The organism is Agromyces sp. LHK192, assembly GCF_004006235.1.
Classification (GTDB): Bacteria; Actinomycetota; Actinomycetes; order Actinomycetales; family Microbacteriaceae; genus Agromyces.
The window spans coordinates 1,187,127-1,213,576 of record NZ_CP034753.1; the positions used below are offsets into that span (position 1 = coordinate 1,187,127).

The 26,450-nt window shown below is 71.6% G+C and carries 21 protein-coding genes; 14 read left to right on the plus strand and 7 right to left on the minus strand.

The features are described from left to right. Positions 1-24: 24 nt before the first annotated feature. Positions 25-711 (minus strand): hypothetical protein, encoded by a 687-nt coding sequence (locus ELQ40_RS05300; RefSeq protein ID WP_205649435.1) that lies wholly within the window; start codon positions 709-711, stop codon positions 25-27. Between the two features lie 165 nt (positions 712-876). On the opposite strand from ELQ40_RS05300, the gene ELQ40_RS05305 reads away from it, so the two are divergent. Then, a complete protein-coding gene (locus ELQ40_RS05305) occupies positions 877-2,373 on the plus strand; it encodes a glycosyltransferase (protein WP_127792750.1) in 1,497 nt (498 codons plus the stop codon). 18 nt (positions 2,374-2,391) lie between these two features. Here the strand turns inward: ELQ40_RS05305 and ELQ40_RS05310 are convergent, their stop codons facing one another. From ELQ40_RS05310 to ELQ40_RS05335, 6 genes are all read right to left on the minus strand, one after another. Beyond that, entirely contained in the window at positions 2,392-3,324 is a 933-nt protein-coding gene (locus tag ELQ40_RS05310) for a response regulator transcription factor (RefSeq protein WP_127792751.1), read from the minus strand. 47 nt (positions 3,325-3,371) lie between these two features. Then, entirely contained in the window at positions 3,372-4,544 is a 1,173-nt protein-coding gene (locus ELQ40_RS05315; protein ID WP_240665952.1) for a glycoside hydrolase family 6 protein, read from the minus strand. Between the two features lie 85 nt (positions 4,545-4,629). After that, the gene (locus tag ELQ40_RS05320; RefSeq protein WP_127792752.1) at positions 4,630-5,013 is read right to left on the minus strand and encodes a RidA family protein; all 384 of its coding nucleotides are present in this window, start codon (positions 5,011-5,013) and stop codon (positions 4,630-4,632) included. Positions 5,014-5,086: 73 nt separating this feature from the next. Further along, the gene (locus ELQ40_RS05325; protein WP_127792753.1) at positions 5,087-5,818 is read right to left on the minus strand and encodes an IclR family transcriptional regulator; all 732 of its coding nucleotides are present in this window, start codon (positions 5,816-5,818) and stop codon (positions 5,087-5,089) included. Next, on the minus strand, positions 5,818-7,467 hold the full coding sequence (locus ELQ40_RS05330) for an amidohydrolase family protein (RefSeq protein WP_127792754.1): 1,650 nt from the start codon (positions 7,465-7,467) through the stop codon (positions 5,818-5,820). The genes ELQ40_RS05325 and ELQ40_RS05330 overlap by 1 nt, the downstream gene beginning before the upstream one ends. Positions 7,468-7,477: 10 nt before the next feature. Continuing rightward, the gene (locus ELQ40_RS05335; protein WP_127792755.1) at positions 7,478-8,824 is read right to left on the minus strand and encodes an alanine racemase; all 1,347 of its coding nucleotides are present in this window, start codon (positions 8,822-8,824) and stop codon (positions 7,478-7,480) included. 104 nt (positions 8,825-8,928) lie between these two features. On the opposite strand from ELQ40_RS05335, the gene ELQ40_RS05340 reads away from it, so the two are divergent. From ELQ40_RS05340 to ELQ40_RS05400, 13 genes are all read left to right on the plus strand, one after another. Beyond that, a complete protein-coding gene (locus ELQ40_RS05340; protein ID WP_127792756.1) occupies positions 8,929-9,924 on the plus strand; it encodes a sugar kinase in 996 nt (331 codons plus the stop codon). Next, complete coding sequence (locus ELQ40_RS05345; protein ID WP_127792757.1) at positions 9,921-10,523, plus strand: bifunctional 4-hydroxy-2-oxoglutarate aldolase/2-dehydro-3-deoxy-phosphogluconate aldolase; 603 nt, start codon at positions 9,921-9,923, stop codon at positions 10,521-10,523. Before ELQ40_RS05340 ends, ELQ40_RS05345 begins: the two co-directional genes overlap by 4 nt. Positions 10,524-10,894: 371 nt before the next feature. Then, entirely contained in the window at positions 10,895-12,571 is a 1,677-nt protein-coding gene (locus ELQ40_RS05350; RefSeq protein ID WP_127792758.1) for an ABC transporter substrate-binding protein, read from the plus strand. A 53-nt stretch (positions 12,572-12,624) separates the two neighbouring features. Beyond that, on the plus strand, positions 12,625-13,623 hold the full coding sequence (locus tag ELQ40_RS05355) for an ABC transporter permease (RefSeq protein WP_127792759.1): 999 nt from the start codon (positions 12,625-12,627) through the stop codon (positions 13,621-13,623). Further along, complete coding sequence (locus ELQ40_RS05360) at positions 13,616-14,746, plus strand: ABC transporter permease (protein ID WP_127792760.1); 1,131 nt, start codon at positions 13,616-13,618, stop codon at positions 14,744-14,746. Before ELQ40_RS05355 ends, ELQ40_RS05360 begins: the two co-directional genes overlap by 8 nt. Further along, complete coding sequence (locus ELQ40_RS05365) at positions 14,743-15,642, plus strand: ABC transporter ATP-binding protein (RefSeq protein WP_127792761.1); 900 nt, start codon at positions 14,743-14,745, stop codon at positions 15,640-15,642. The genes ELQ40_RS05360 and ELQ40_RS05365 overlap by 4 nt, the downstream gene beginning before the upstream one ends. Beyond that, positions 15,639-16,463: an ABC transporter ATP-binding protein gene (locus ELQ40_RS05370; protein WP_127792762.1), complete on the plus strand. Its 825-nt coding sequence runs from the start codon at positions 15,639-15,641 to the stop codon at positions 16,461-16,463. Before ELQ40_RS05365 ends, ELQ40_RS05370 begins: the two co-directional genes overlap by 4 nt. A gap of 204 nt (positions 16,464-16,667) precedes the next feature. Continuing rightward, positions 16,668-17,837 carry an ROK family transcriptional regulator gene (locus ELQ40_RS05375; RefSeq protein ID WP_127792763.1) on the plus strand — a complete coding sequence of 390 codons (1,170 nt, stop codon included), beginning with the start codon at positions 16,668-16,670 and terminating at the stop codon, positions 17,835-17,837. A gap of 23 nt (positions 17,838-17,860) precedes the next feature. Further along, complete coding sequence (locus ELQ40_RS05380; protein WP_127792764.1) at positions 17,861-19,402, plus strand: malate:quinone oxidoreductase; 1,542 nt, start codon at positions 17,861-17,863, stop codon at positions 19,400-19,402. Positions 19,403-19,684: 282 nt separating this feature from the next. Next, a complete protein-coding gene (locus tag ELQ40_RS05385) occupies positions 19,685-21,490 on the plus strand; it encodes an ATP-binding cassette domain-containing protein (protein ID WP_127792765.1) in 1,806 nt (601 codons plus the stop codon). Between the two features lie 218 nt (positions 21,491-21,708). Next, complete coding sequence (locus tag ELQ40_RS18935) at positions 21,709-23,844, plus strand: intein-containing Rv2578c family radical SAM protein (RefSeq protein ID WP_205649436.1); 2,136 nt, start codon at positions 21,709-21,711, stop codon at positions 23,842-23,844. Positions 23,845-24,008: 164 nt separating this feature from the next. Then, positions 24,009-25,274, plus strand: a complete 1,266-nt coding sequence (locus ELQ40_RS05395) for a sensor histidine kinase (protein WP_127792766.1) — start codon at positions 24,009-24,011, stop codon at positions 25,272-25,274. After that, the gene (locus tag ELQ40_RS05400) at positions 25,271-26,422 is read left to right on the plus strand and encodes a hypothetical protein (RefSeq protein ID WP_127792767.1); all 1,152 of its coding nucleotides are present in this window, start codon (positions 25,271-25,273) and stop codon (positions 26,420-26,422) included. The genes ELQ40_RS05395 and ELQ40_RS05400 overlap by 4 nt, the downstream gene beginning before the upstream one ends. Positions 26,423-26,450 lie beyond the last annotated feature (28 nt).

Consider the following 26,450-nt stretch of genomic DNA (forward strand, 5'->3'; position numbering starts at 1 on the left):
CGCGCGCATGCGGCGCGCTCTGCGCTACTCGGCCGGTTCGGTGGTCTCCGTGGGCGCCTCTGCATCGCCTGGCTCCGAGTCGCCCGGCTCGGCGGCGATCGCGATGGTCAGGGTGTCCACGACGGTCTGTTTCGCGTAGTCGGTCGAGGTCGGCGTCGACTGCTGCAGCAGTTCGTAGCGCATGGAGATCTCGATGCTCGTCGCCGCCTGGTCGACCGGAGGCAGCGTGAACGTCTGGCTGTAGCTGTACGGGTCGAGGATGAGGTAACCCGGGGCGACCGTGGACTGGTCGACGATCGGATCGAACCCGGGCAGCGCGGAGCCGTCGGCGGCGCGCACCGCCGGCGTCGCGGTGACCCGCGACAGGTACAGCTTCTGTCCGTCGGCCGGTGCGATCGTGCCGCGCAGCGAGAAGCTGAGCGGCTTCTGGGCGGCCGCCGTCCACTGGTCCATCGAGAGCGTCGACCAGTAGTCGACGGTCAGCGTCACGGCGCCGACCTCGAGGGTGCGGGTCGCGGAGCCGGCCGCGAGGTCGTTCTGCACCGGCTGGGCCGGCGTGGTCTGCGGTGCGCTCGTCGTGGGGGCGGCGGTGTCGTCCGGCCCGAGCCAGGGCGGGGTCGAGCACGACGACAGCCCCACGGCGAGGCCGGCGGCGAGCAGCGCAGCGGCGCCGACGGCGCGCAGCGGGCGGTGCTGGGATCGGTTCGGCACGCGGTTCCTTCCGGTCCGGCGACGCCTGGCCCCCCAAACGCCGAATCCTGAGGAGATCTTGAGCCGACGCTATCGCATCCCTCGGCTCCCGCTGCGGTCGGCGCTCGACCATGGAAACACCGGAACGACGCATCCGCGTCACCATGAACAGGAGGACGAACCGAGATGACCGACCTCGCGACCCCCGTGTCCGACGCCCCTCGGACCGCATCGATGGGGCGCGACGCCGACCCTCGGGACGACCGGCAGTACCGCAGTCCCGTGGCGGATTCGCTGGCCGGGGAGTTCCTCGCCGTCGTCGAGACCCTTCCGACGGCACGTTCGACGATCGGATGCGTCGTTCCGGCCTACAACGAGGAGGAGTCGATCGCCGAGGTGCTCGACTCGCTGCTCGCGCAGAGCCGTCTGCCCGACGTCATCCACGTGGTCGTCAACAATTCGACCGACCGCACCGTGGAGCGCGCCGCCGCGTTCGCCGGCCTGCACACGCGGGTCGATGCGGACGGCGTGGAGCAGCAGGCCGAGGTGTACGTGCACGACATCGGCTCGAACCCCGACAAGAAGGTCGGCGCCCTCAACTACGGGTACACCCTCGTCGAGGGCCTCGACTACCTGCTCGGTGTCGACGGCGACACGGTCGCCGATCCCCAGGCCGTCGAATTCCTCGAGGCCGAGATCGCGTCGGACAGCCGCATCGGCGGCATCTCGGCGATCTACTCGATCGACGACCGCCCGTTCACCGGCGTCGTGGCACCCTTCCTCATCGCCGGCCAGCGCGCGCAGTTCGCGGCGTTCAACATGCAGAACATGCTGCGCGGACGGAACATGGCGGTGCTCGGCGGCCAGTACTCGATCTTCTCGACGAAGGCCCTGCGCGACGCGATGGCCGCGAACCGCCAGACGACGCCGTGGGTCAAGGACAGCGAGGTCGAGGACTCGCTGTTGTCGCTGCAGATCAAGTCGGCCGGGTACCTGACGAAGATCTCCGCCCGCGCCCGCGCGGACGTCGGCGGCATGACCACCCTGCGCGCGCTCGACGCGCAGCAGGTCAAGTGGAACTACGGTGCGATCGAGCTCATGTGGCCGGGGCAGCGCGGTGACACGAAGGGCCAGCCCTTCCACCCGAACCTGCGCCTGAGGTGGTTCGAGAACCTCTCGATGGCGGTCAATGCGCTCACGCGCGTGCTGTTCCTGGTCTTGCTGGCGGGGTCGCTGTCGATCGACGCGTTCGTGTTCAGCCCGGTGTGGTTGATCCCGCCGGTGGTCGCGGTGCTGCTGAACCTGCGCATCGCGCTGTCGATGCGCGATCGGGGGTGGAAGGACGTGCTGTTCGCCGTGCTGATCCTTCCCGCGGAGGTCTACATGTGGGTGCGCATCGGCCACTTCCTCCGGGCGTGGACGAAGTTTGCGAGCCGCAAGCAGGTCGACAACTGGGACGCGCAGGCGAAGGCCGAGCGCGGTGGCGGCCACGGCTACCTCACGCCGCTGCTCATCGCGCTCGCCGTGGTGATCGCGATGATCGCGATCTGGACGCAGCTCTCGCCGGTGGTGCAGTCGTCGATCCTGTGGGTCGGCTGGCCGGTGCTGGGCGTGATCACCGTGCTGCAGACGCTCGGCATGTTCGGCAAGCTGGTCCGCCGCCACCACGGCTACCAGGTCTGACCGGCCCGGTCGGGTGGATCAGTCGTCGGCGGTGAGCCGGTAGCCGACGCCGCGCACCGTCTCGATCCACGTCGGCTGCGTGGCGCTCTCGCCGAGCTTGCGGCGCAGGTTGGCGAGGTGCACCTCGACAGCGCGCTTGTCGGCGTCGCCGACGTAGTACGACGTGACGTAGCTCTCACCGCGCAGCGCGAGCGCGAGATCGGCCTTGCTCCGCACGCGACGGCGCGAGGTCAGGAGCAGGTGGAGGAGCTCGAACTCGCTACGGGTGAGGTCGAGCTCCTCGCCGTCGAGCGTGACGAGGTGCATGTCGGGCTGGAGCCGGATGCCCCGGTGCTCGAGCCAGCCGTCGTCGTCGCCGGGCACGGATCGGGGACGGGTGCTCGTCGGATCGCCGTCCGCGGTCGCGGCCCCTGCCGCCCTTGCCTCGGCCGGCCGGGCAGGCCGCTCGTCGCTCGGTGCCGGTGCCGGTGCCGCTGCTGCATCCGGAGTCGTCGTGACGGGGGATGCGGCAGTGCCTGCGTCGGCGGCCCCCTCCGGTCGCGGTGAGCCGTTCGGAGCCGGCGCCACCGCGGCGTCGCGTGCGCGCCGGCGCAGCATCGCGTCGATCCTGGCGCGGAGCTCGCGCGGCCGGAACGGCTTGAGCATGTAGTCGTCTGCGCCCGCCTCGAGCCCCATCAGCGTGTCGATCTCGTCACCGCGGGCCGTGAGCATGATCAGGTAGGTGTCGCTGATCGCCCGGATGCGCTTTGCGGCCTCGAAGCCGTCGATGCCGGGCATGCTCACGTCGAGCGTCGTCACGAGCGGCCGGTGGCGTTCCACCAGCGCGACCCCGTCGAGCCCGTTGCCGGCCGCGTGCACGGTGAACCCGCCCTGGCCGAGCACCTGCACGAGCAGTTCGCGGATGTCGGGCTCGTCCTCGATCACGATGGCGATGCGCTGCTGATCCGTCATTCCGGTGTACCCCCTGTCCCGAGTCTGTCCGATCGGCCCCGCTCCGATCAACGGTCGCCCGCGGGCGACCCCTCCGCGTTGCGCACGAGCTCGATCGCGGCATCCGGCCACCACGTGCCGGCGGCGGGACCGCCGTTGCAGGGTCCGTCGCTCTCGCCCGGCGGCTTCACCCAGAGCAGCGCGTCGACGACGGGGTCGTCGATCGGCCGTGGGTCGGTGCCGATCGCGCGGTCGGGAGCATTGCACCATTCGCCGTCGGCGGGCGGTCCCGCGCCGTTGCGTGACACGTCGATGACGGCGTGCGAACCGCCGAGCGCGGTCGACAGCGCGCTCGCGTACTCGAGTTCCGCGTCGGTCGACTGCGTGTTCGACACGTTGGTCGCGAATCCTCGGGCGTGGTCGACGCCCGCACGGCGCAGGAGGTCGGCCATCCGGTCGGGCGGGAGCCACGCCGAGTGCCCGCCGTCGAGGTAGATCGCTGCGCCGGAGCGCCCCAGCGCGTCGAGCGCGTCGGCGACCTGGTCGATCCGGGCGTCGGGGTCGTCGCACTCGGGGGCGAGGGCGAGGGCGTCGGGTTCGAGCACGACCGCGGCGGGCGGTCGCAGTGTTCGCGCGATCTCGTCGATCCAGTCCTCGTACTCGGCGGGCGGCAGGCCGCCCGCCGACGCCCCGCCGCAGTCGCGGTCGGTGATCCCGTAGACGACGACGACCGGGACCGCGTCCGCCGACGCCGCGGCGTCGATGATGCCGTCGAGCCGCGAGCCGATGTCGTCGACGGGGTCGCGTTCGGGGGTGAGCCAGATCGCGGTCGGGCGTGCCGCGAGCACCTCGGCGGCGTCGCGTTCCGCGGCGGAGGCACCCTCGACCGCGGCGCGCGCGGCTGAGGAGTCGGCGTCGGTCCAGATCTCCGCACGCGCGGCGAACGGGTCGTCGTCGGCAGTGAGGAGGCGAACGACGGCGACGGCTCCGACGACCAGCCCGACCGCGGCGATCGTGCCGGCGGCGATCCAGGCGGCGCGCCGCCGACGCCGTCGGCTTCGCCGGTCGTGCGGTGCCGGGGCGGCCTGCGCACTCGACGAGGTCGAAGGGGCTCCGCTCGCGGCGCCTTCCGCGTCGGGCGGGGTGCCGCCACGCGGATCCGGCGAGTCGGCGCGCACCACCAGGTAGCGATCGTCGTCGCGGTGATGCCCGGCGCGCTCGCCGCTCCGACCGTCGCTCACTTCGCCCCCTCCGCGCCGTACCGTGCCGGCGTGCCCCCGGTCGCCAGTCTACGATCGGCGCTCGGCCGGGATTCAGGGCGGCGTCTCAGCCCTGCGGCACCGCCGCGACCACGTCGATCTCGACGAGGATGTTCGCGAGCCGCGACCCGACGGTCGTGCGCACCGGGTAGGGCTCGGTGAAGAACTCGGCGTAGGCCTCGTTGTACTCGGCGAAGTCGGCGAGGTCCTCGAGGTGCGCGGTGACCTTCACCACGTCGTCGAAGGTGAGGCCGTACTCGGCGAGCACGGCGCCGATGTTCCGCAGCACCTGCCGGGTCTGCTCCTGCACGCCGCCCTCGACGACGAGGCCGGTGGCCGGGTCCTGCGGGCCGAAGCCCGCGGTGTACAGGAAGCCGTTCGCGACGACGCCGTGGCTGTAGGGGCCGGCCGGCTTGGGTGCGTTGGAGAGGGTGACGGCGGTCTTGGGCATGGGGTCCTCCTGGCGGGTGGATGTCGGCGGCGCCGACGATGGCGGCGGATGCCCCGGGCGGGGCATCCGATGGTCAGTCGAGCTCGTCGGCGATGGCGGCTGCGGTCTCCCGCATGGCGGGCACGTGCGCGGCGAGGCGGTCGAGATCGGCGACCATCTGGATCGCGGTGACCGACACCGCGCCGACGACGCCGACGTCCGCGACGATCGGCACGGCGATGCAGTTCACGAAGGCCTCGAACTCGCGGTCGTCGGTCGCGTAGCCGCGCGCCGTGACGGTCGCGAGTTCGCGGTCGAGGCGCTCGCGCGTGGTGATGGTCGTCTCGGTGAAGCGTTCCCAGGTCGCGCGGGCCAGGATGTCGTCGCGCCGGTCGGCGTCGAGCCCGGCGAGGATCGCCTTGCCGACGGCCGAGCAGTGGGGGATCACGGCCTTGCCGACCCGCGAGTACATGCGCATGCCGGACTCGTCCTCGACCTTGTCGACGTAGACGATCGACCGGTCCATCAGCGCGGCGAGGTGCACGGTGTTCCCGGTGCGCCGGTGCAGTCGTCGCACATGCTCCCCGCCGACGTCGCGCAGGTCGAGCGATTCGAGCGCCTGCCGTGACAGCGCGGCCAGCTGGGTGCCGAGCGCGTAGCGCCCGCTCGGCCGGCGTCGGACCCATCCGACCTGCTCGAGCGCCTGCAGTTCGCGGAACATCGTCGACCGGTGCAGGCCGAACTGCTCGGCGAGTTCGGCGACGGTGCCGGGGTCTGCCGCGATGCGGTCGATGATGCGTGCGGCGCGCGTGACGGACTGCGACATCAGGGCTCCCCTCCGGCGGATCGATCGGTTGACGGCCGGATGCCCGACCGGCGGATACCCCGGCCCGGGGCCGCACCGGTGACCAGACCGCCGGCGAGCACCGGCACCCCGCCGACGAGCACGTCGTCGATGCCCTCCGCGAGGCGCAGGGGTTCGTCATACGACGCCCGGTCGCGCACGCGCGCCGGGTCCACGAGCACCAGGTCGGCGATCGCTCCCGGGCGCACGCGACCTCGCTCGCCGAGGCCGAACCGGTCGACCGCCCGCGTCGAGCACAGCGCGGCCGCCTGCGCCCAGTCGAGCACGCCGCCGCGATCGCCGTCGCCCCCGCCGACCAGCAGGTCGAGGTACCGCGCGAAGGTGCCGCGCGCCCGCGGATGCGGATGCCTGCCGATGAAGATCCCGTCCGATCCGCCCATCGCCGCGGGGTGCGCGAGGATCCGCCGCAGGTCGGCGTCCCGGCGCTCGACCTGCACGGCCATGACGACGGTGACCTCGAGGCGGCTCGCGACCAGCACGTCGAGTGCGAACTCGGCGGGCGACGCGCCGCCGCGCGCGGATGCCTCGGCCACGGTGCATCCGTGCGCCCAGTCGTACTCGGGGGCGGCGATGTGCGCGAAGGTGAGCATCGAGGGCCAGTCGGGGCCGAGGCTCGGGTAGTCGACGATGGTCGGGAACCACTCGGTGAGCAGCCGCTCGCGCTCGACCGGGTCTCGGAGCGTCGCGAGCACCCGGTCGACGGGCAGCACCGAGAGGGCGGCGGGCAGGATCGGCATCCCGAGCAGGCTGCATCCGCGGCCGTACGGGTACGCGTCGAACGTGGCGTCGATGCCGTCGGCGTCGAGTTGGTCGAGGAGGCCCAGCAGCAGGTGCGGCTCGGCGTGGAAGTGCGAGACGTGGATCGGCGCGCCCGAGCCGCGCGAGATCGCGGCGAGCTCCGCGATGCCGGCGGCCGAGCCCGACTCGTAGCCGCCCCGCATGTGCGACACGAAGACGCCGCCCGCGTCGGCGAGCGGGCGCGCGAGCGCGGTCAGTTCGTCGGTGCTCGCGAAGATGCCGGGCACGTAGTCCAGTCCGGTCGACAGCCCGACGGCGCCCTGTGCGAGGCCTTCGGCGACGAGCGCCGCCATGGCGTCGAGTTCATCGGCGGTGGCGGCCGCGGTCGAACGGCCCATGACCTCGAAGCGCACGGTGCCCGCGGGCACGAGGGTCGCGAGGTTGAGCGCGGATGCGCCGTCGGCGGCGGCGAGCAGCGCCGCGATCCCGCCGCCGTCGTACCCGCCGTTCGGTCCGTCGATCGCGGCGAAGTACTCGCCCGCGTAGCGTCCGTCGCCGGGCGCCGAGCCGACGCCGTCCTGCCCGGAGACGACGGTCGTGACGCCCTGCCGGAGCAGCGCGAGCGGGACCTCGGGGTCGCCGAGCAGGCCGCCCGCGTGCGAGTGCGCATCGACGAAGCCGGGCAGGAGCAGCCTGCCGTCGCCGTCGATCACCGATGCACCGACGGCGGTTGCCTCGCCCGAGGCATCCGACCCACCGGACGCGGCCGGCGTGATCGCGGCGATCCGATCACCGGTGACGCGCACGTCGACGAGGGCGTCGCCGCGCCCGTCGCCGTCGACCGCGAAGACGTTCGTGATCAGCACGCTCATGCCGCCGGCCTCAGAACAGGGTCCGGACGAGGGCCACGACGAGATCGGAGCCGGCGTGCTCGACGACGGGCAGCACCCGGCGCTTGTCGAACGCGGTGCACGGGTGCGACAACCCGAGCGCGACGACGTCGCCGACGGCGACGGGCAGCGGGGCATCCGATCGCAGGTAGGCGTGCTGGTCGTTCACCGCGGTGACGGATGCCTCCGCGAGCGGGCGCACGTCGGATGCCTCCGCCGCGGCGCGCAGCGCCGCTCCGACGCCGTCGCCGGATGCGAGCGGGATCGGCAGCCCCTCGTCGTACGGCAGGTCGCGCTTGCCCCCGTCGAGGAGCGCGAGCCCTGGTTCAGGGTGCGACACGACGCGGGCGACGCCGCGCATCGCCGGCCGGAGCGCCTCGTCGATGGGGGAGATGCCGCGGTAGAAGCCCTCGTCGTGGACGAGCGAAGCTCCGGACCGCAGCACGACGCGAGCCCCGGGGTCGGCTGCTGCCGGGGCGAACACCTCGGCGACCAGGTCGAGGTAGGCGCTGCCGCCGGCCGAGAGGATGGGGTCGTCGGCGCCGGGGTCGTCGGCGCGGCGTCGGTCCGCGCTGCCCTGGTCGGCGCGGAGGCCGCGGACCTCGGTGAACAGGTCGAGCATGTCGCCGAGGTATCCGCGCACGGCGCCCTCAGCGGCGTCGGATCGATCGTGGCCGAGGCTGCCCTCGTATCCGGCCACGCCCGCGAGGCGGAGCACCGGCGACGCGGTGATGCGCCGTGCGACCTCGATCGCCTCGTCGACGGTGCGCGCGCCGGTTCGGCCGCCTGGGGCGCCGAGTTCCACGAGCACGTCGATGGGACGGGGGAGCGTACGGTCGGCGCCTGTCGCAGCGAGGCCCCGCTCCATCGCCTCGACGGTGGCGGCGGAATCGGCCCAGCTGCGGAACGCGAACGCCTCGTCGGAGAGCTCGGCGGCCAGCCACGCCAGCGCTTGCGGTGCCGCGATCGCGTTCGCGAGCTGGATCGAGGTCGCGCCGAACGCCCTCGCCGTGCGCACCTGCCCGGGCGTCGCGAGGGTGAGCCCGGTCGCCCCGCGCTCGAGCTGGAGCTGCCAGAGGGCCGGCGCCATCGTCGTCTTGCCGTGCGGCATGAGTTCGAGGCCGCGGTCGGCCGACCACGCCTGGATGGTGTCGGCATTGTGCTCGAGCGCGGCGCGGTCGAGCACGGTGAGCGGCGTCCAGAACTCGTCGATGGTCGGTGCGGTCGCCAGGAAGTCGCGCGCGGTCATGCCGGCCGCACGGGCGGGCAGGCCGGTGTCGACGGGGGAGAGCACGAGGTCGTCGAGCCCGGCGAGGGCGTCGGCGTCGAGGTGGGGCATCCGGAGTCGTCTCGTCTCTGTGCGTCTCGCGGTGCTGGACCGCTCCGTGTTGCGTATGTTGCAACGCGCTTGCGCTGCGATTGCACAATGGTCAGCATAGGTGCATGCCCGCGCCGACGCATCCCGAGGTGCTCGCCATCGGGGAGGTCATGGCGCTCGTCGTGCCGGCCGCCGCCGAGTCCGTCGAACACGCCCGCGAGTTCCGCATCGATGCCGCCGGCGCCGAGGCGAACGTCGCCTCGCACCTGGCCGCACTCGGTCGCCGCGCCGCCTTCGCCGGGCGCCTCGGCGACGATGCGCTCGGCCGCCGCATCGCCGCCGAACTCCGCGATCGCGGCGTCGACACGCGCTGGGTCGAACTCGACCCGCACGCCCCGTCCGGGCTGTACGTGAAGGATCCCGGCGGGGCCGTGACGTACTACCGCGCCGGTTCGGCGGCGTCGCGGACGGATCCGGGATTCCTCGATCGGATGCCGATCGACGAGGTCGCGATCGTGCACCTCAGCGGCATCACCCCGGCCCTGTCGGCGACCTGCGGCGCCTTCGTCGACGCCGCAGTCGACCGCGTCGCCGCGGGTCGCGCGCGCCTGGCGTTCGACGTCAACCACCGACCGGCCCTCTGGCGCGCCGCCGGCGAACCCGACCGTGCCGGCGAACGGCTCCTGGCGCTCGCCCGCCGTGCCGATCTCGTGTTCGTCGGGCTCGACGAGGCCCAGGTGCTCTGGGGGGCGCGGACCCCCGCCGACGTGCGCGCCCTGCTGCCCGAACCCGACGAGGTCGTCGTGAAGGACGGCGAAGTCGGTGCCACCGCCCTCGCACGCGACGGATCGGCCGTGTTCGTGGCGACGCCGGCCGTCGACGTCGTCGAGGTCGTCGGCGCCGGCGACGCGTTCGCCGCCGGGTACCTGCACGCGCTGCTGGACGGACGCGCCGCCGCCGAACGACTGTCGGCCGGGCACGCCCGGGCGGCGCTGACGCTGGCGGACACCGCCGACTTCCCGAGACGCCCGGCGAGCGGGGCGTCAGCGACCGGGGAGTCCGCGGTCGGTGGCTCCGCAGCCGGTGGCTCCGCAGCCGGCAACGAAAGGACTCCCGCATGACGACCGACGTCACCTTCGAGCAGCTCTTCGCCGGACGGCGGATCATGGCGATCTTCCGGGGCATGGGGGCCGAGCGGTGCCTGGCGCTCGCGAACACCGCGTGGGATCTCGGCATCGAAGCCGTCGAGGTGCCGATCCAGAGCGCCGAGGACGTCGACGCGCTCGCCGCGGTCGTCGAGGCCGGACGCGCGCGCGGGGTCGGCGTCGGTGCCGGCACCGTCCTGACCGTCGACCAGGTCGAGGTCGCGGCATCCGTCGGCGCCGCCTTCATCGTGAGCCCCGGGTTCGACGCGGACGTCGTGCGGGCCGCGCTCGACGCCGGTGTGCCGGCCCTCCCCGGCGTCGCGACGCCGACCGAGGTGATGGCGGCGCGGGCGCTCGGACTCACCTGGCTGAAGGCGTTCCCCGCGACCGCGCTCGGCCCCGACTGGTTCCGTGCGATGCGCGGGCCGTTCCCGGAGGTGTCGTTCGTCGCGACCGGTGGGCTCGACGCCGGCAACATCGCGACATACCTCGACGCCGGCGTGCGGGTCGCCGCCGTCGGTTCCGCCCTCGAGGACCCCGAGCAGCTCCCGCGCCTCGCCGCCCTGCTCGGCTGACCGGCAGTCGAAGCCGCGGGGCCCGACAGCCCTCTCCCTCCTCGCCGTCCCCATCCCTCCCGTACCCGACGCGTGCGAGTTCTTCCGCGGCGTGCGGGTTTCTCCCGCGCGTGCGCCATGCATCTCGCACGCGTGGGAGAAACCCGCACGCGATGGACTTGGCCGCGGGCAGTCCGGCTCGGGACGGGGCGGCGGGGCCGCAGGGGCCGGCATCCATCGTGACCGAGTCGTGATCCGTGATTTGTAAGGACTCTTTCCATAAAGTTCCTTTTCTGTTAGGTTCCTTCGAGGTAGCACGGCCCGCCGGTTCGGCGCAGCCGTCGTCGCCCGCACCTTCCCTGCAATGAAGCCTCGAAAGGAACCACGGAACGATGATCCGAACCAAGCGCCGTGCGGCGATCGCCGCCGCGGCCGGAGCGGCCGCCCTCGCGCTCGCCTTCACCGGTTGCGCGCCGTCCGACAGCGGCGAGTCCGGCGGGGGCGACGCGCTCCGCGTCTGGGCCGGCAGCCAGACCCCGCTGACCGTCACCTTCAACCCGTACGCGCCGAACGTGCTGCACGCCGCGCTCGGCCCGATCTACGAGACGCTCTTCTCGTTCAACAAGACCGCCGACGAGGAGCCCACAGGCCTCCTCGCCGAGTCCTACGAGTTCAACGAGGACGGCACGCAGCTCACGGTCGCGCTCAAGGACGGCGTCACCTGGAACGACGGCGAGGACTTCGCGGCCGACGACGTCGTCTTCTCGTTCGAGTACGAGGCCAACGACTACGCCAACCAGGTCGGACTCGTCAGCGCCGAGGCGACCGACGAGACGACCGTGGTGCTCACCTTCTCGACGCCGCAGTTCACGAACGAGTTCAAGCTGCTCGGCAACACGTGGATGATCCCGGAGCACGTCTGGAGCGAGGTCGACGACTTCACGACGTTCCTCGACGAGGAGCCCGTCGCGACCGGTCCGTACGTGGTCGAGGCGACGACCGAGGCGTCGTACACGGTCGTCGCGAACGAGCAGTTCCGCGAGGAGGGCAAGCCCGCGGTCAAGACCGTGCAGTACGTCGCGCTCGACGCCAACCAGTCGGCGCAGGACCTGCTGGCCGCCGGCGAGCTCGACTGGGCCGGCATGTTCGTGCCGAACCCCGACGACGTCACCTCGAACGGCATCATCTCGACGATCAACACCCCGCAGGATCCGACCGTGCTGTACACCTGCGCGAACGTCGACCTCGGTTGCGCGGGCGAGCAGACGGATGTCGCGGTGCGTCAGGCCCTCAACGTCGCGATCGACCGCGGCACCATCAAGGACAAGGCGTTCGTCGGCCTCACCGGCGACATCTCACCCGCGTTCACCCTCATGCCGCGCGACGAGAAGTGGCTCGCCGACCCGGCGAACGAGGTCAGCCCGCAGACGTCGGATGCCGCGGCGGCGGGCCAGATCCTCGAGAGCGCCGGCTACGTCAAGGGCGCCGACGGGTTCTACGGCAAGGACGGCGCGACCATCGAGCTCGACCTGATCTCGGTCGACGGCTGGACCGACTACAACGACGCCGCGAAGCTGATCGGCGAGCAGGCCGCGGAGGCCGGCATCAAGGTCAACGTCGGCACCGTGCAGTGGCAGGAGTTCTCGGACGCCCGCCAGACCGGCCAGTTCGAGCTCATCGTCGGCGGCGTGATCGGCACGTCGGTGGCCGACCCGTACCAGATCTACAAGGACTGGTTCTCGGGCACCTCGACCGTCGCGGTCGGCAGCGAGCTGCAGCCCGGCACGTGGAACTTCTCGCGCTACTCGAACCCCGTCGTCGACGAGGCCGTCGCGGCAGCCGCGGCGACGAACGACGACGCGGCCAAGCGCGAGGCGTACGCCACCATCCAGACCGAGATCGTGCGCGACCTGCCCTACATCCCGCTCGTGATCAACGCCACGCAGACGTTCTTCAACTCGAAGGACTTCACCGGATGGCCCACCGAGGACGACCTGTACGTGTTCCCGCCGGCCTGGGGCTCGTCCTCGGCCGGGGTCGTGCTCGCGAACCTCGAGCCGGCCGAGTGATCCGCGTCGGACGAGCCCGGCAGCGCTGAGACAGGGAAGTCGCACACCTCACCATGAAGTTCTACGCACGAAGGATCACGTTCTACCTCGTGACCCTCTGGGCGACGATCTCGCTCAACTTCCTGCTGCCGCGACTGATGCCCGGCGACCCCGCCGACATCATGATCGCCAAGCTGCAACGGAACGGTGAGATCAGCGCGACCACCATCCGCAACATCCAGCTCATGCTGGGCTCGTCCGACGACGACTCGTCCCTCTGGGACCAGTACGTCGCCTACTGGGGCCGGTTGCTGCAGGGAGACCTCGGCGTCTCCGTGACCAAGTACCCGGCCCCGGTGAGCGAGCTCATCGCGAACGCCCTGCCGTGGACGATCGGGCTCGTCGGCCTGGCGACGATCATCTCGTTCGTCCTCGGCGTCGGCCTCGGCGCGATCGCCGGGTGGCGGCGCGGAACCTGGGTCGACCACCTGGTGCCGTCCACGACGGTGCTGCAATCCATCCCGTACTTCTGGCTCGCCCTGATCCTCGTGTCGATCTTCGCGGTGAACCTGCGCTGGTTCCCCATCATCGGCGGGTACGACGTCTTCGAGTTCCCAGCCGGCCCCGACCCCAGCTGGGCGTTCGTCGCGAGCGTGATCGAGCACGGCACGCTGCCCGCCCTCACGATCGTGCTGAGCTCGGTCGGCGGCTGGCTGTTCGGCATGCGCAACATGATGGTGTCCACGCTCAGCGAGGACTACATCGTCACCGCCGAGGCCAAGGGCCTCCGCCCGCGTCGCATCCTGGGCGCCTACGCCGCCCGGAACGCGGCGATCCCGTCGATCGCGGGATTCTCGATCACGCTCGGCACCGTCGTCGCCGGGTCCATCGTCATGGAGCAGGTGTTCACCTACCCCGGGGTCGGCAAGCTCATGTTCCAGGCGGTGCAGAACAACGACTACGCGCTCATGCAGGGCGTGTTCCTGGTGATCACCATCACGGTGCTCGCCGCCAACTTCATCATGGACCTCGTCTACGGGACCATCGACCCGAGAGCCCGCCAGCATGCCTGAGACGCAGACCACCGGACCCGACCTGCGCGAGCAGCAGGTCGCCGAGGCGGTGACGCCGCTCGACGTTCCGACGACCACTGCTCCGGAGACCGCCGTCCCGTCGCAGGCGACCGTGCCGACGCCGTCGCCGCCCACCGTTCCGACGCCGCTCACGGTCTCGAGCGCCGCGATCGAGGATGCCGGGCTGACCGCTCCGGCGCGCGCGCCGCGGCGGGGCATCCGCCAGCTCCTGCCGCGGAGGTCGGCGAAGCTGCTCATCGGCGTGGGACTGGTCGGCGCGATCGTGCTGTTCGGCGTGCTCGGACCGCTGTTCGTGCAGGACCCGCGCGACAGCGACAACCCGTCGCTGCAGCCGCCGTCGCCCGAGCACCTGCTCGGCACGACCAAACTCGGCTACGACGTGTTCGCGCAGCTCGCACACGGCACGCAGGGCTCGCTGATGATCGGCCTCATCGCCGGCCTCATCGCGCTCACCCTGTCGATCGTGTTCGGCGTGCTCGCGGGGTACGTGGGCGGATGGGGTGACGAGAGCCTCAACGTCGTGACGAACATCATGCTGGTGATCCCGGGCCTGCCGCTCGTGATGGTGATCGCGACCTACTTCCCGGGTCGCAGCTGGCTGCTGGTCGCCTTCGTCCTCGGCATCACGTGCTGGGCGGGTTCCGCGGTGGTGCTGCGCGTGCAGACCCGGTCGTTGCGGGCGCGCGACTACGTGTCGGCGGCTCGCGTGTCGGGCGAGAAGGCGGTGCGGGTCATCCTCGTCGAGGTGCTCCCGAACCTGCTGCCGCTGCTCGCCGCGCAGTTCCTGTTCGCGATCATCTTCGCGATCCTCGGCGAGGCCGGCCTGTCGTACCTGGGCCTCGGCGCGACCGACTCGATCACGTGGGGCACGATGCTCAACGACGCGCAGACCGGGCAGGCGCTCGGCACGGGCGCGTGGTGGTGGTTCGTACCTCCGGGGCTGCTGATCGCGCTGCTCGGGGGCGGCCTCGCGATGATCAACTTCTCGATCGACGAGATCATCAACCCGAAGCTGCGGATCGCACCCGACCACGCGCGCCGCCAGCGCGAGGCGGCGAAGGCCGGTCGCGGCATCGTCGGCGCCGAGGAGGCCGGAGCATGAACGACCCCGTCCTGACCGCGCGCAACGTCAGCATCGAGTACGAGGTCGCCCCGCCCGTGCTGGCGGTCCGCGACGTGTCGCTCACGCTGCACCGGGGGGAGATCCTCGGGCTCGCGGGGGAGTCCGGCTGCGGCAAGACGACCCTCGCCTACGGCCTCAACCGGCTGCTGAAGCCGCCGGCGATCATGACCGGCGGCGAGGTCGTGCTGCACGATCGCGACGGCGTCGACATCGACGTCGTCGGGCTCCGCGCCGAAGATCTGCGCGCGTTCCGCTGGAGCAAGGTGTCGATGGTGTTCCAGGGGGCGATGAACTCGCTGAATCCGGTGCTGAGCGTCAAGGCGCAGCTCGACGACGTGTTCCGCACGCACCGCCCGGGCATGCGGCGCGCCGAGCGCCGGTCGCGCAGTCGCGAGCTGCTGCAGCTCGTCGGCGTCGACCCGGATCGGCTCGCGAGCTTCCCGCACGAGCTGTCGGGCGGCATGCGCCAGCGCGTCATGATCGCGATGGCGCTCGCCCTCGACCCCCAGGTCATGATCATGGACGAGCCGACGACCGCGCTCGACGTTGTGGTGCAGCGCGAGATCATCCGCGAGATCATGCGCCTGCGCGAGCGGCTCGGCTTCGCCGTCGTGTTCATCACGCACGACCTTCCGCTGCTGATCGAGATCAGCGATCGCATCGCGGTGATGCTGCAGGGCGAGATCGTCGAGATCGGCACCGCCGAGCAGATCTACCGGGCGCCGAAGCATGAGTACACGAAGCGCCTGCTGTCGAGCTTCCCGAGCCTGCGCGGCGAGCGCGGCGGGTTCCTGCGCGCAGGCGGGCTCCACGACGGCGCGCTCCACGGCACGGCGCTGCACGGCGCCGGTCAGCGGCGGGAGGTCGCCTCATGAACGGGGCGCTGGAGGCCCGCAACCTCGTCAAGGACTTCACGCTGCGCAACGGCCTGCGTTCGACGACGCTGCACGCGGTGAGGGATGTCTCGTTCACGCTCGAGCCGGGTCGCACGGTGGCCCTGGTCGGCGAGTCGGGCAGCGGCAAGTCGACGATCGCGAAGATGCTCCTGAAGCTCGAGACGCCGACATCCGGGGAGATCCTGCTCGACGGCACGCCGAGCGGCCGCCGTGGGCGAGCGCTCGAGCGGTACCGATCCGAGGTGCAGATGGTCTTCCAGGACCCGTTCGCGTCGCTCAACCCGTTCCACTCGATCGCGCACCACCTCGAGCGCCCGATCCGCCTGCACCATCCGGGACTGAGGTCGGCCGAGGTGGATGCCCGCGTCGACGAGCTGCTCGAGCGGGTCCGGCTCTCGCCGGCGTCGCGGTTCCGCGAGCGTCGCCCGCACGAGTTGTCGGGTGGGCAGCGTCAGCGCGTCGCGATCGCGCGGGCGCTCGCACCGGGGGCGCGGTTCATCATCGCCGACGAGCCGGTGTCGATGCTCGACGTGTCGATCCGGTTGGGCGTGCTGAACCTGCTGGCCGACCTGCAGCGCGAGCAGGGGCTCGGCGTGCTGTACATCACGCACGACCTGGCGACCGCGCGCCACTTCTCGGACGAGATCCTGGTCATGTACCGCGGCGACATCGTGGAGCGGGGTGCGTCCGACCGGGTGATCCTCGACCCGCAGCACGAGTACACCCGTCGGCTGCTCGAGGCCGCGGCCGACCCCGAGCGTCTCGGAGCGCTCCGCGACGAGGTGCGCAGCGGCCGCTGAGCGTCCCGGCATCCGTTGTCGGGACGGTTCCCGTCGCTCGGGACGGGCGGATGCGGCGGTCCCGAGCGAAGGGAACCGTCCCGGGAGGCGGGAAGCGGGGGGCGGGAGGCGGGCGGCAGGCGGTGCCCGCGTTCCTGCGGATCGCCGCCGTCGTTTTGCGCGCGATCCGGTGGGAGCGCGACCATTGGAAGGGGAGGCACGAGGATGGCCGAGATCGACGCGGGGACACCGACGTGGTTGCGCGCGCGCAACGACCGTGAGGCGTTCCGGCTGCTGCTCGAGCACGGCCCGCTCACCCGGGCGCGCCTGGGGGAGCTGTCGGGCCTGTCGAAGCCGACCGCCGCGCAGATGATCAGCCGCCTCGAACGGGTGGGCCTGATCCGTGCGGTCGGCGAGGTCTCGGCCGGCCGCGGTCCGAACGCGGTCAGCTACGGTGTGCGCACCGATCGCATCGCGGGCGTCGCGGTCGCCATGCTCAACGACGAGGCGCGCGCGACCCTGGTCGACGTGGTCGGGGCGGAGCATCCGATCGCGATCGTGCCGCACGATCGGGCCTCGCGCTCACCCGAGGGTGATGTGCGCCGCGCCGTCGAGGCGGCGTGCCGCGTCGCCGACATCGACCCCGGCGCGGTGCGGCTCGTCACCGTGGGCGTGCAGGCGGCGTACGACGCCGACGGCGACGTCATCTCGTACACCGACACGCTGCCCGGTTGGCCGGCCGTCGGTGCGCGCCGACGCATCGAACTCGCGCTCGAATCCGAGGTCGTGCTCGAGAACGACGTGAACCTCGCCGCGATGGCCGAGCGCGCAGGCGGGGCGGCGACGGATGCCTCGAGCTTCGTGCTGCTCTGGATGGGCGACGGTCTCGGCGTCGCGACCGACGTCGGCGGCCTCGTGCAGCGCGGCGCGGTCGGCGGCGCCGGCGAGATCGGCTACCTCGAGGTGCCGCGAAGCGCCGCACGGCTCGATCCCGCGGCCGAGGACTACACCGACCTGCTCGGCGGTCGCGCGGTCGCGCGACTGCTCGGCGAGCCCGGCGCGCGGCTCGCCGAGGTGCTGGCGGGCCTTCCGGAGCAGGATGGCGCACTCGCGGCGCTCGCCGACCGCGTCGCGCTCGCGGTCGTTCCCATCGTCGCGCTGATCGACCCGGAGGTCGTCGTGCTCGGCGGGCCGACCGGCGTCGCCGGGGGCGCGCGGCTGGCCGAACTCGTCGCCGAGCGCTCCGATCTCGCGATGCACCCGGGCGTGCCGATCCGGGCGAGCGGGATCGGGCCCGACGGCGTGCTGGACGGCGCCCGGCGGCTGCTCGTCGGCCGTATCCGCGACCGGCTCGAGATGCAGATCTCGACGGCGGCGATCCCGCTGGGGGCATAACCGTTCCGTCACGATGCCCGTCGGTGGCTAGCGCAGCGGGGGCCCGTGGTCAAGAGGCATCCTCGGCTCGTCATAGACTGGAAGTCGTGCATTCAGAGGAAACCGTCGACGTCGTACTCATCGGCGGGGGCATCATGAGCGCCACGCTCGGCTCCCTCCTCTCCCGGCTCCAGCCGGACTGGAGCATCAGGGTCTACGAGCGACTGGGCGAGGTCGCCCAGGAATCCTCGAACGCGTGGAACAACGCCGGCACCGGTCACGCCGCCCTCTGCGAGCTGAACTACATGCCCGAGGCGAAGGACGGCTCGGTCGATCCGGCCAAGGCCGTGAGCATCAACGAGCAGTTCCAGATCAGCCGTCAGTACTGGGCGCACCTGGTCGAACGGGGCGACCTGCCCGAGCCGTCGTCGTTCATCAACTCGACGCCGCACATGACGTTCGTGCACGGGGCGAAGAACATCGAGTACCTGCGCAAGCGCGTCGACGCGCTCAAGGGACAGCCGCTGTTTCCGGACCTCGAGTACACCGAGGACGTCGAGCAGATCGCCGAGTGGACCCCGTTGCTCGCGAAGAAGCGCAACCCGAAGCAGAAGGTCGCCGCGACCCGCATCGCCGCGGGCACCGACGTCGACTTCGGTGCGCTGACCAGGTTCCTCTTCGACGACCTGCAGCGTCGCGGAGCCGAGGTGCACACCGACACGCAGGTGACCTGGCTCAAGCGCCGGAAGGACGGCGAGTGGGACCTGAAGCTCCGCCGTCTCGTCGGCAACACCCCCGACGCGGTTCGCGCCCGGTTCGTCTTCGTGGGTGCCGGCGGCGGGGCCCTCGCACTGCTGCAGCACTCAGGCATCCCCGAGATCGAGGGTTTCGGCGGGTTCCCGATCTCCGGCCAGTTCCTGCGCACGACGAATCCGAAGATCGTCGCGCAGCACCAGGCGAAGGTGTACGGCAAGGCCGCGGTCGGCGCCCCGCCGATGTCGGTGCCGCACCTGGACACCCGCGTCGTCGACGGCGAGACGGCACTGCTGTTCGGTCCGTACGCGGGCTTCACGCCGAAGTTCCTGAAGTCGAGCACGTGGTTCGACCTGCCGTTCTCGGTGCGCCTGCACAACCTCGGGCCGATGCTCCAGGTCGGACTGAAGAACTTCGACCTCGTGAAGTACCTGGTCGGCGAACTGCTCGCGAGCCGCGAGGCGAAGATGAAGGCGCTGCGCGAATTCATGCCCACTGCGAAGAGCGAGGACTGGGAGCTCATCACCGCGGGTCAGCGCGTGCAGGTCATGAAGAAGGACCCGGAGCAGGGCGGCGTGCTGCAGTTCGGCACCGAGGTCATCACGGGTGCCGACGGCTCGATCGCCGGCCTGCTGGGCGCCTCGCCGGGCGCGTCGACCGCTGCGCCGATCATGCTCGACGTGCTGCGGCGCTGCTTCCCCGACCGCTTCGCCGGCTGGGAGCCGAAGATCCGCGAGATGATCCCGAACTACGGCGTGAAGCTCAACGACGACGCGGCGGTCGCGGCCGAGTCGCTCGCGGCGACGGCGAAGGCCCTCAAGCTCGCCGCCTGAACCGAGCACTTCCGTCTTCGCAGGTCGATCTGCTACAGTCGACCCCGCTATGAAGTGAGTACACCCACCGTTCCCGCGCCTGAGGCGCCGTTGACCTGTGTGGTGTACCCGTTCCGCTGATCGCGACAGCGTTGCCCGTGCACCCGTGCGTCCGGCGAAATCCCGGCGGGAGTCATCCGTTCCGCTCCCGGGCGGCCGTACCGGCCTCGCTTGCCGTGCGAACCGGTCGTCCGTCATCGACGTCGGGCGTCCGCCCGGGGGCATTCTCGCGAAAGGGCTCGCATGCCCGTACAGACCTTCCATTCAGATCATCTCCGGGCCGACGGACTCTCCGTCGCCTACGGCGCGCACCGCGTGTTCGCCGACCTGTCCCTGACCGTCTCCCGCGGCGAGCGCCTCGGCCTGATCGGCGAGAACGGGGTCGGCAAGTCGACCCTGCTGCGCCTGCTCGCCGGTGACGGCGAGGTCGGCGACGAGTCGGATGCCGCATCGGATGCCGCGTCGAACACCTCGGTCGAGGCGTCGGGTTCGCTGACGCGACCTGCGCGCATCGGCCTGCTGTTGCAGGAGGTGGCGTTCGATCCCACCGACCGCATCGCCGACCTGCTCGAGCACGCCCTCGCCGAGGTGCGCGCGATCGAACGCGAACTCGACGCCGCCGCGGCCGCGCTCGCGTCGGCGACGACGTCGGATGCCGCCTCGGATACCTCGGGCGCACCGGATGCCGCGGCATCCGCTCGGTATGCCGCCGCGCTCGATGCCGCCGAGCGCGCCGAGGTGTGGTCGGCCGAGTCGCGGCGCGACGAACTCCTCGAGGGGCTCGGCGTGGCCGGCATCGACCACGGTCGCCGCATCGGCGAGGTGTCGGGCGGCCAGCGCAGCCGCTTCGCGCTCGCGGCCCTCCTGTTGCGGGCGCCCGACGCGCTGCTGCTCGATGAGCCGACGAACCACCTCGACGATGCCGCGGTGGCGTTCCTCGAGGAACGGCTTCGCGCGTGGCGCGGACCGGTCGTGTTCGCCAGTCACGACCGGGCGTTCCTCGATCGCGTCGCGACGGGGCTGCTCGACCTCGACCCGACGGCCCGCACGGCGTCGGCCGGTGCCGGTGGCGGTGGCGGTGGCGGGGCATCCGCTGCGCCGGTCGTGGGCGCGACGGTGTTCGGCGGCGGCTTCACCGAGTTCCTCCGGGTGAAGGCCGACGAACGCGCGCGCTGGGAGCGGCGCTACGAGGACGAGCAGGACGAGCTGCGCCGGCTCCGGTTCGCGGTCGACGAGACCGCGCGCAACGTCTCGCACGACGGGCCGATGCGCGATCGCAACAAGATGGCGTTCGGGCGTCGCGGCGATCGGGTCGAGCAGCAGGTGAGCCGGCGCGTTCGCAACGCGCTGCTCCGGCTCGAGACGCTCGACCGAGAGCAGGTGCGCAAGCCTCCGCAGCCCCTCGCGTTCGCGGGCATCCCGAGCGGATCGCACGCGCTGGCCGACGAGGGCGGCCTGCTGATCCAGGTGTCGGATGCCTCGGTCGACGACCGCCTGCACGTCGGGGCGCTCCGCATCGAACCGACCGAGCGGCTGCTCGTGACCGGAGCGAACGGCGCCGGCAAGTCGACGCTGCTGGGCCTGCTCGCGGGCAGGACCCGGCCGACCGGCGGCGCCGTGCACCGGCGGCGCGGCCTGCGGGTCGGGCTGCTCGAGCAGGACGTGCGCTTCGCCGATCCGCATGCCTCCCCGCGCGCGCTGTACGAGCGGGCGCTGGGGGAGCGGCGCGCCCAGCAGGTGCCGTTGGCGTCGCTCGGGCTGGTGGCGCCGCGTGACGCCGATCGCCCGGTCGGCGCCCTGTCGGTCGGGCAGCAACGCCGGCTCGCGCTGGCGCTGGTGATCGCGCGGCCGCCGCACGTGTTCCTGCTCGACGAGCCGACGAACCACCTCTCGCTCGGACTCGCGACCGACCTCGAGGATGCGCTGGGCGCGTACCCCGGCGCGGTGGTGGTCGCGAGCCACGACCGCTGGTTGCGTCGACGATGGTCGGGCGGCGAGCTGCGACTCGAGGCGGGCGAGGTGGTGGGCGCGACGGCGGCCGTCGCGTAGCGTCCTCGCACAGGGCCGTCGCACAGCGCCGTCGCGCAGGGTCGGGCGGCGCGGCATCCGTCGTCTGCTGCGCTCGCCCGTACTCCGGATCCCCACGCCCGGCGCGCCGTGCCCGCCCTGCTGCGGCGCGGCGCGTCGGAGGGTGCATCCGGAGTACGGGCGTGGGCGAGGGGGCGCGGCGACTTGCAGTCGGTTCGAACGTATGTTCGAATACGGGTGTGCGGTGGAGCGGGCAGGAACTCGGGGTCGATCAGGTCGACGCGCTGCCCGGCCTCGCGCGGTTGAACAACCTCGTGCGGTCGGTGCAGACGCCCGAGTTCGCCGGGATGACCTTCCACGAGGTGCTCGCGAAGTCGGCGCTCAACCACGTGCCCGGGCAATCGGCCATGCCGTTCGCCTGGACGATCAACCCGTACCGGGGATGCTCGCATGCATGTGCGTATTGCCTCGACCCGGCGACGCCGATCACCATGAGCGACGGGCGGCAGAAGCCGCTGTCGGAGATCCGGGTCGGCGACGAGGTCGTCGGCACACAACTCCAAGGCTCGTATCGCCGGTTCACGGCGTCGACCGTGCTCGCGAAGTGGACGACTCGAAAGCCCGCATATCGGATCTCGCTCGCCGACGGCACGAAGATCGTCGCGAGTGGTGATCACCGGTTCCTCACGGAGCGAGGCTGGAAGTATGTCGTCGGCTCAGCTCGCGGCCCGGGCACGCGACCGCACCTGACGCTCAACAACTCGCTCCTCGGGTTCGGAACGCGCGGCGTAGGTGTCACGAGCATCGAGACGAGCGAGTACATGCGGGGCTACCTGACCGGGATGATCAGGGGCGACGGAATGATGATCCGCAGGGAGTACACCCGGCGGTCGGGCGGTGGAAACCGCGTCTCGCTGTTCCGGCTGGCGCTCGCCGACGGCGAAGGCCTCGAACGTACTGAGCGCTACCTCGCCGCATTCGGCATCAGCGTGCACCGGTACGAGTTCGCCCCCGCGACGTCGACTCGGCGCGCGATGGCCGCGATCCGGACCGCCCGCTCCGCCCACTTCGACCAGATCGTCGAGCTGATCGAATGGCCGAGTCAACCGGGCGTCGAATGGCAGGCAGGGTTCCTTGGGGGAGTATTCGACGCAGAAGGTTCATGTAGCCGAGGAGTTCTTCGCATCGCGAATTCCGACGAGACCATTCTCCGAGCCATCGAGGATGGGCTCGCTGCGTACTCGTTGCCGTTCGTCCGCGAGGCTCCTCGAACCAACGGCGTCGCGAATGTTCGCCTGCGTGGCGGGCTCGCGGCACGCAACGCGTTCTTCGCCGTGGCACAGCCCGCTATCACGAGGAAGATGTCTCTCCTCGGCGGTGCAGTGAAGACGATGGCCGACCTGCGGGTCGTCGCCATCGAGCAGTTGGACGGCGAGCGGGAGCTCATCGACATCACCACCACGACGGGTGACTTCATCGCGGCGGGCGTGGTGAGCCACAACTGCTTCGCCAGGCCCACGCACGAGTACCTCGACCTCGACGCGGGCGACGACTTCGACCGGCAGATCATCGTGAAGGTGAACGTCGCCGACGTCCTGAAGAAGGAGGTCGCGCGGCCGTCGTGGCGGCACGAGCCGGTGGCGCTCGGCACGAACACCGACCCCTACCAGCGCGCCGAGGGGCGGTATTCGCTCATGCCGGGCATCATCGACGCGCTCGCGTCGAGCGGCACGCCGCTCAGCGTCCTGACGAAGGGCACGCTGCTGCGCCGAGACCTGCCGCTGCTCGCCGCCGCCGCCGAGCACGTGCCCGTCGACCTCGCGATGTCGATCGCGGTGTACGACGACGAGTTGCAGCAGTCGGTGGAACCCGGCACCCCGTCGACGAAGGCGCGGCTGCAGACCGTCACCGCGGTCCGCGACGCAGGGTTCGACTGCGGCGTGTTCCTCATGCCGGTGCTGCCCTACCTGACCGACACGCGTGCGCACCTCGACGACGCCGTCCGCCGCGCGAAGGCCGCGGGAGCGACGCACGTCACCTGGGCGGCCCTGCACCTGCGGGGGTCGGTGAAACCGTGGTTCATGCAGTGGCTCGAGCGCGAGCATCCCGAGCTCGTGCCGAAGTACACGTCGATGTACTACGGGCGCAACGCGTACGCGCCCAAGGCGTATCGCGCGTGGCTCGGCGAGCGGATGCGTCCGCTGCTGCGCGCGCACGGGTTGTCGACCCGAGTGCCGGATCCGGCGACCGGCGGCGTGCGGTCGAGCGCTACGGAGGGCGCAATCGAACGCGGGACGCGTGCGACGCGGCGACCGCGAACCGCGATGGCTGCTCCCGAGTTCGCGCCACCGCCCGACCCGTCGGCACTGTTCTGAGCTCGATCTGCCGGTGACCGGCGTCCCGGCCTGAGCCGGGACCGTTCATCGCCGCAATACCGCCGTTCGTCGATCCGGGTCCGCACATCCGACGTTCGCGAGCGCCGGCGCCGATCCCGATGCCATACTTCTGGCGACAGAGGTATTCCGGAGGACACGGACACATGGCGCTGGGGCTGCCCGAGCAACAGGCGCGTACGACGCTCAGCCGCGGGCTCAATCGCGCAGCGCAGTCGGCGGCGTTCTTCTGCCTGCTCGGCACGATGGCACTCGCCGTGGTGTCGACGATCGACTTCGACATCGACGGCCGCCTCGTCGTGCTTCCCGCCGCCGTCGTGATGATCGCGGCACTCCTGCTCGTGATGTTCCGACCGCGCCTGCTCAGCATCATGGTGTTCTTCGCGGTCGGCGTCGCGACGGTGTTCGGGTTCACGGTGCTCGCGCTCCAACCCGATTCGCCGTTCCCGGAGATCGACAATCCGATCATCTCGCTCCCGATCGCGGCGATGGTGCTCGTCGGCGGGACGAGCGCCGGCACCGGCATCGCGCTCCTCTGGACGGTGCTCGGCTTCGTGCTCGGCGAGGCCGCGGTGGTCGCCGGCTGCCTCGTCGCCGACTTCCCTTGGCAGCTGAGCGCGGTGCCCGCGATGGTGCTGGTGCTCGTGGTCGTGGCCCGCACGTACGACGGACTGACGAGGAGCGCGCATCCGCGCGACCACGCGCGACTCGACGAGGCGAGCCGGCAGGCGAGGGAGGTCAGCGTCCATCACGACTACGAGGTTCGCGCCCTCGCCCGCCTCAACGACATCGCCATGAGCCACCTCATGGAGATCGCGGCGAACGGGTCGGGTCGGGTCGACGAGGCGTTGCGGTCGGGTATCCGGCGCGATCTGGAGCTGATCATCGGGCGGGACTGGGCGATGGACCGCCCCGCCGCCGAACCCGCGCCCGAGCCCGCCCCCGACTCCGCATCGGGCGTCGATGCCGGCGCCGGCATCGGCCACGGCCCGACCATGCCGGCCGACGACGGCACCGACGCCGGCGCGGCGTTGCCGAGGGCGTCGGAGGCAGCCGTCACGGCCGGCATCCGCGTGCGGACGACGGGATCGCCGCAGGTCGTCGGCCTCCTCCGCGAGGAGCGGCGCTTCGCGCTCGATGCCGCGGTGGCACAGTGCTTCGTGAACGTGGGGCGGCATGCCGGCGTCGACGACGTCGAGTTGCTCGTCGGGCTCGGCGGCGGCGAGGTGACGATCGCCGTCATCGATTCGGGTGCGGGGTTCGATCTCGCGTCCGTGCCGAGCGACCGGATCGGCATCCGCACGTCGATCGTCGGCAGGATGGAACAGGTCGGGGGCACCGCCCGGATCTGGTCGACCGTGGGCGTCGGCACGACCATCGTCCTGGCGGTACCGACGGAGGTGCCCGGATGAGTCGGATGCTCCGGCTCAGCCAGCAGGCGGTCGACCCGGTCGGCGCGATCTCGTCGCGCGGCATCACGCTGATCGGCGCGACCATGGCGACCGTCTTCGCAACGGGCATGACGATCTGGCACGTCGGGGACATCGTCGATCCGGTGGCGGCCGCCGTCGGGATCCTGCTGACCGTCGCGGCGGGCACCGCGGCGGCGGTGGGCACCGCACCCAAGCTGGCGCCGTTCACGGCGGAGCGGTTGGGGCTCGTCGTGATCCTCGCGATCGCGGCGGCGATCGCGGAGTACCTCTCGACGGTCGGGCACAACCGGTACCTGTTCGACGACTACGGGCCGGCGGTGATCGGGCTGCTGCTGCTGTCGCTCGCGCCGTTCACCACCTGGTCGGCGCTCGCCGCGGCCGGGTTGTTCTCGACCGGGGTGCTGTCGGTGCTGGTCATCGGCGTCGTCCGCACGGACGGTGCGGTCGAGCGCCCGCTCGCCGCGAACGTGGTGGTCGTGGTCACCGCTGTACTCGCGTTCACGGCGGCGGCGGCGGCGTATTCCGCGGTCGTGGTGCACGGCGTGCTCTCGTGGCAGCGCGAGGTCAATCGCGACGTGCTCGACCGCGACCGGCGCATGCAGGCCGGACTGGTGCCCGATGACCGGCTCTCGCGCGTCTCGGTGCTCGACCGCGAGGTGCTGCCGTTCCTGGTGCAGGTGATGACGGCCGACCGGATCTCGGTCGACGACGCCGATCGGGCGAGGGAGCTCTCGGAGTCCCTGCACCGCGCCCTCCGGGCCGGCATCGACTCGACCTGGCTCGACGATCTCGCCGGGATCGTGTCGGATGCCTCGGGCACGCCGGTGACGGTCGTCGACCACGACCGCGACGCGCGGGGCTTTCCCGACGATCACCGGGCCGCGGTCGCGGCGCTGCTGAGGTTCCTCGGCGATGGCGGGCGCTGCCGGGCGATCGAGGTGCTCGTGGAGCGCGACGACGACGAGGGCGGCGGCATGCTCGTCGTGGAGGCCGTTGCGGGGGAGCATCCGGCGTCGCGGCGCGAGCTCGGGCGGTTCATCGCCATCGCGGAGGCGGTCGGGTTCCGCGCATCGGCGACCGTCGACGGCGAACGGCTCTCGGTGTCGCTCGCATACCGGGTGGAGTAGCCGGCGGTACGATCGGGTGGGCCGAAGC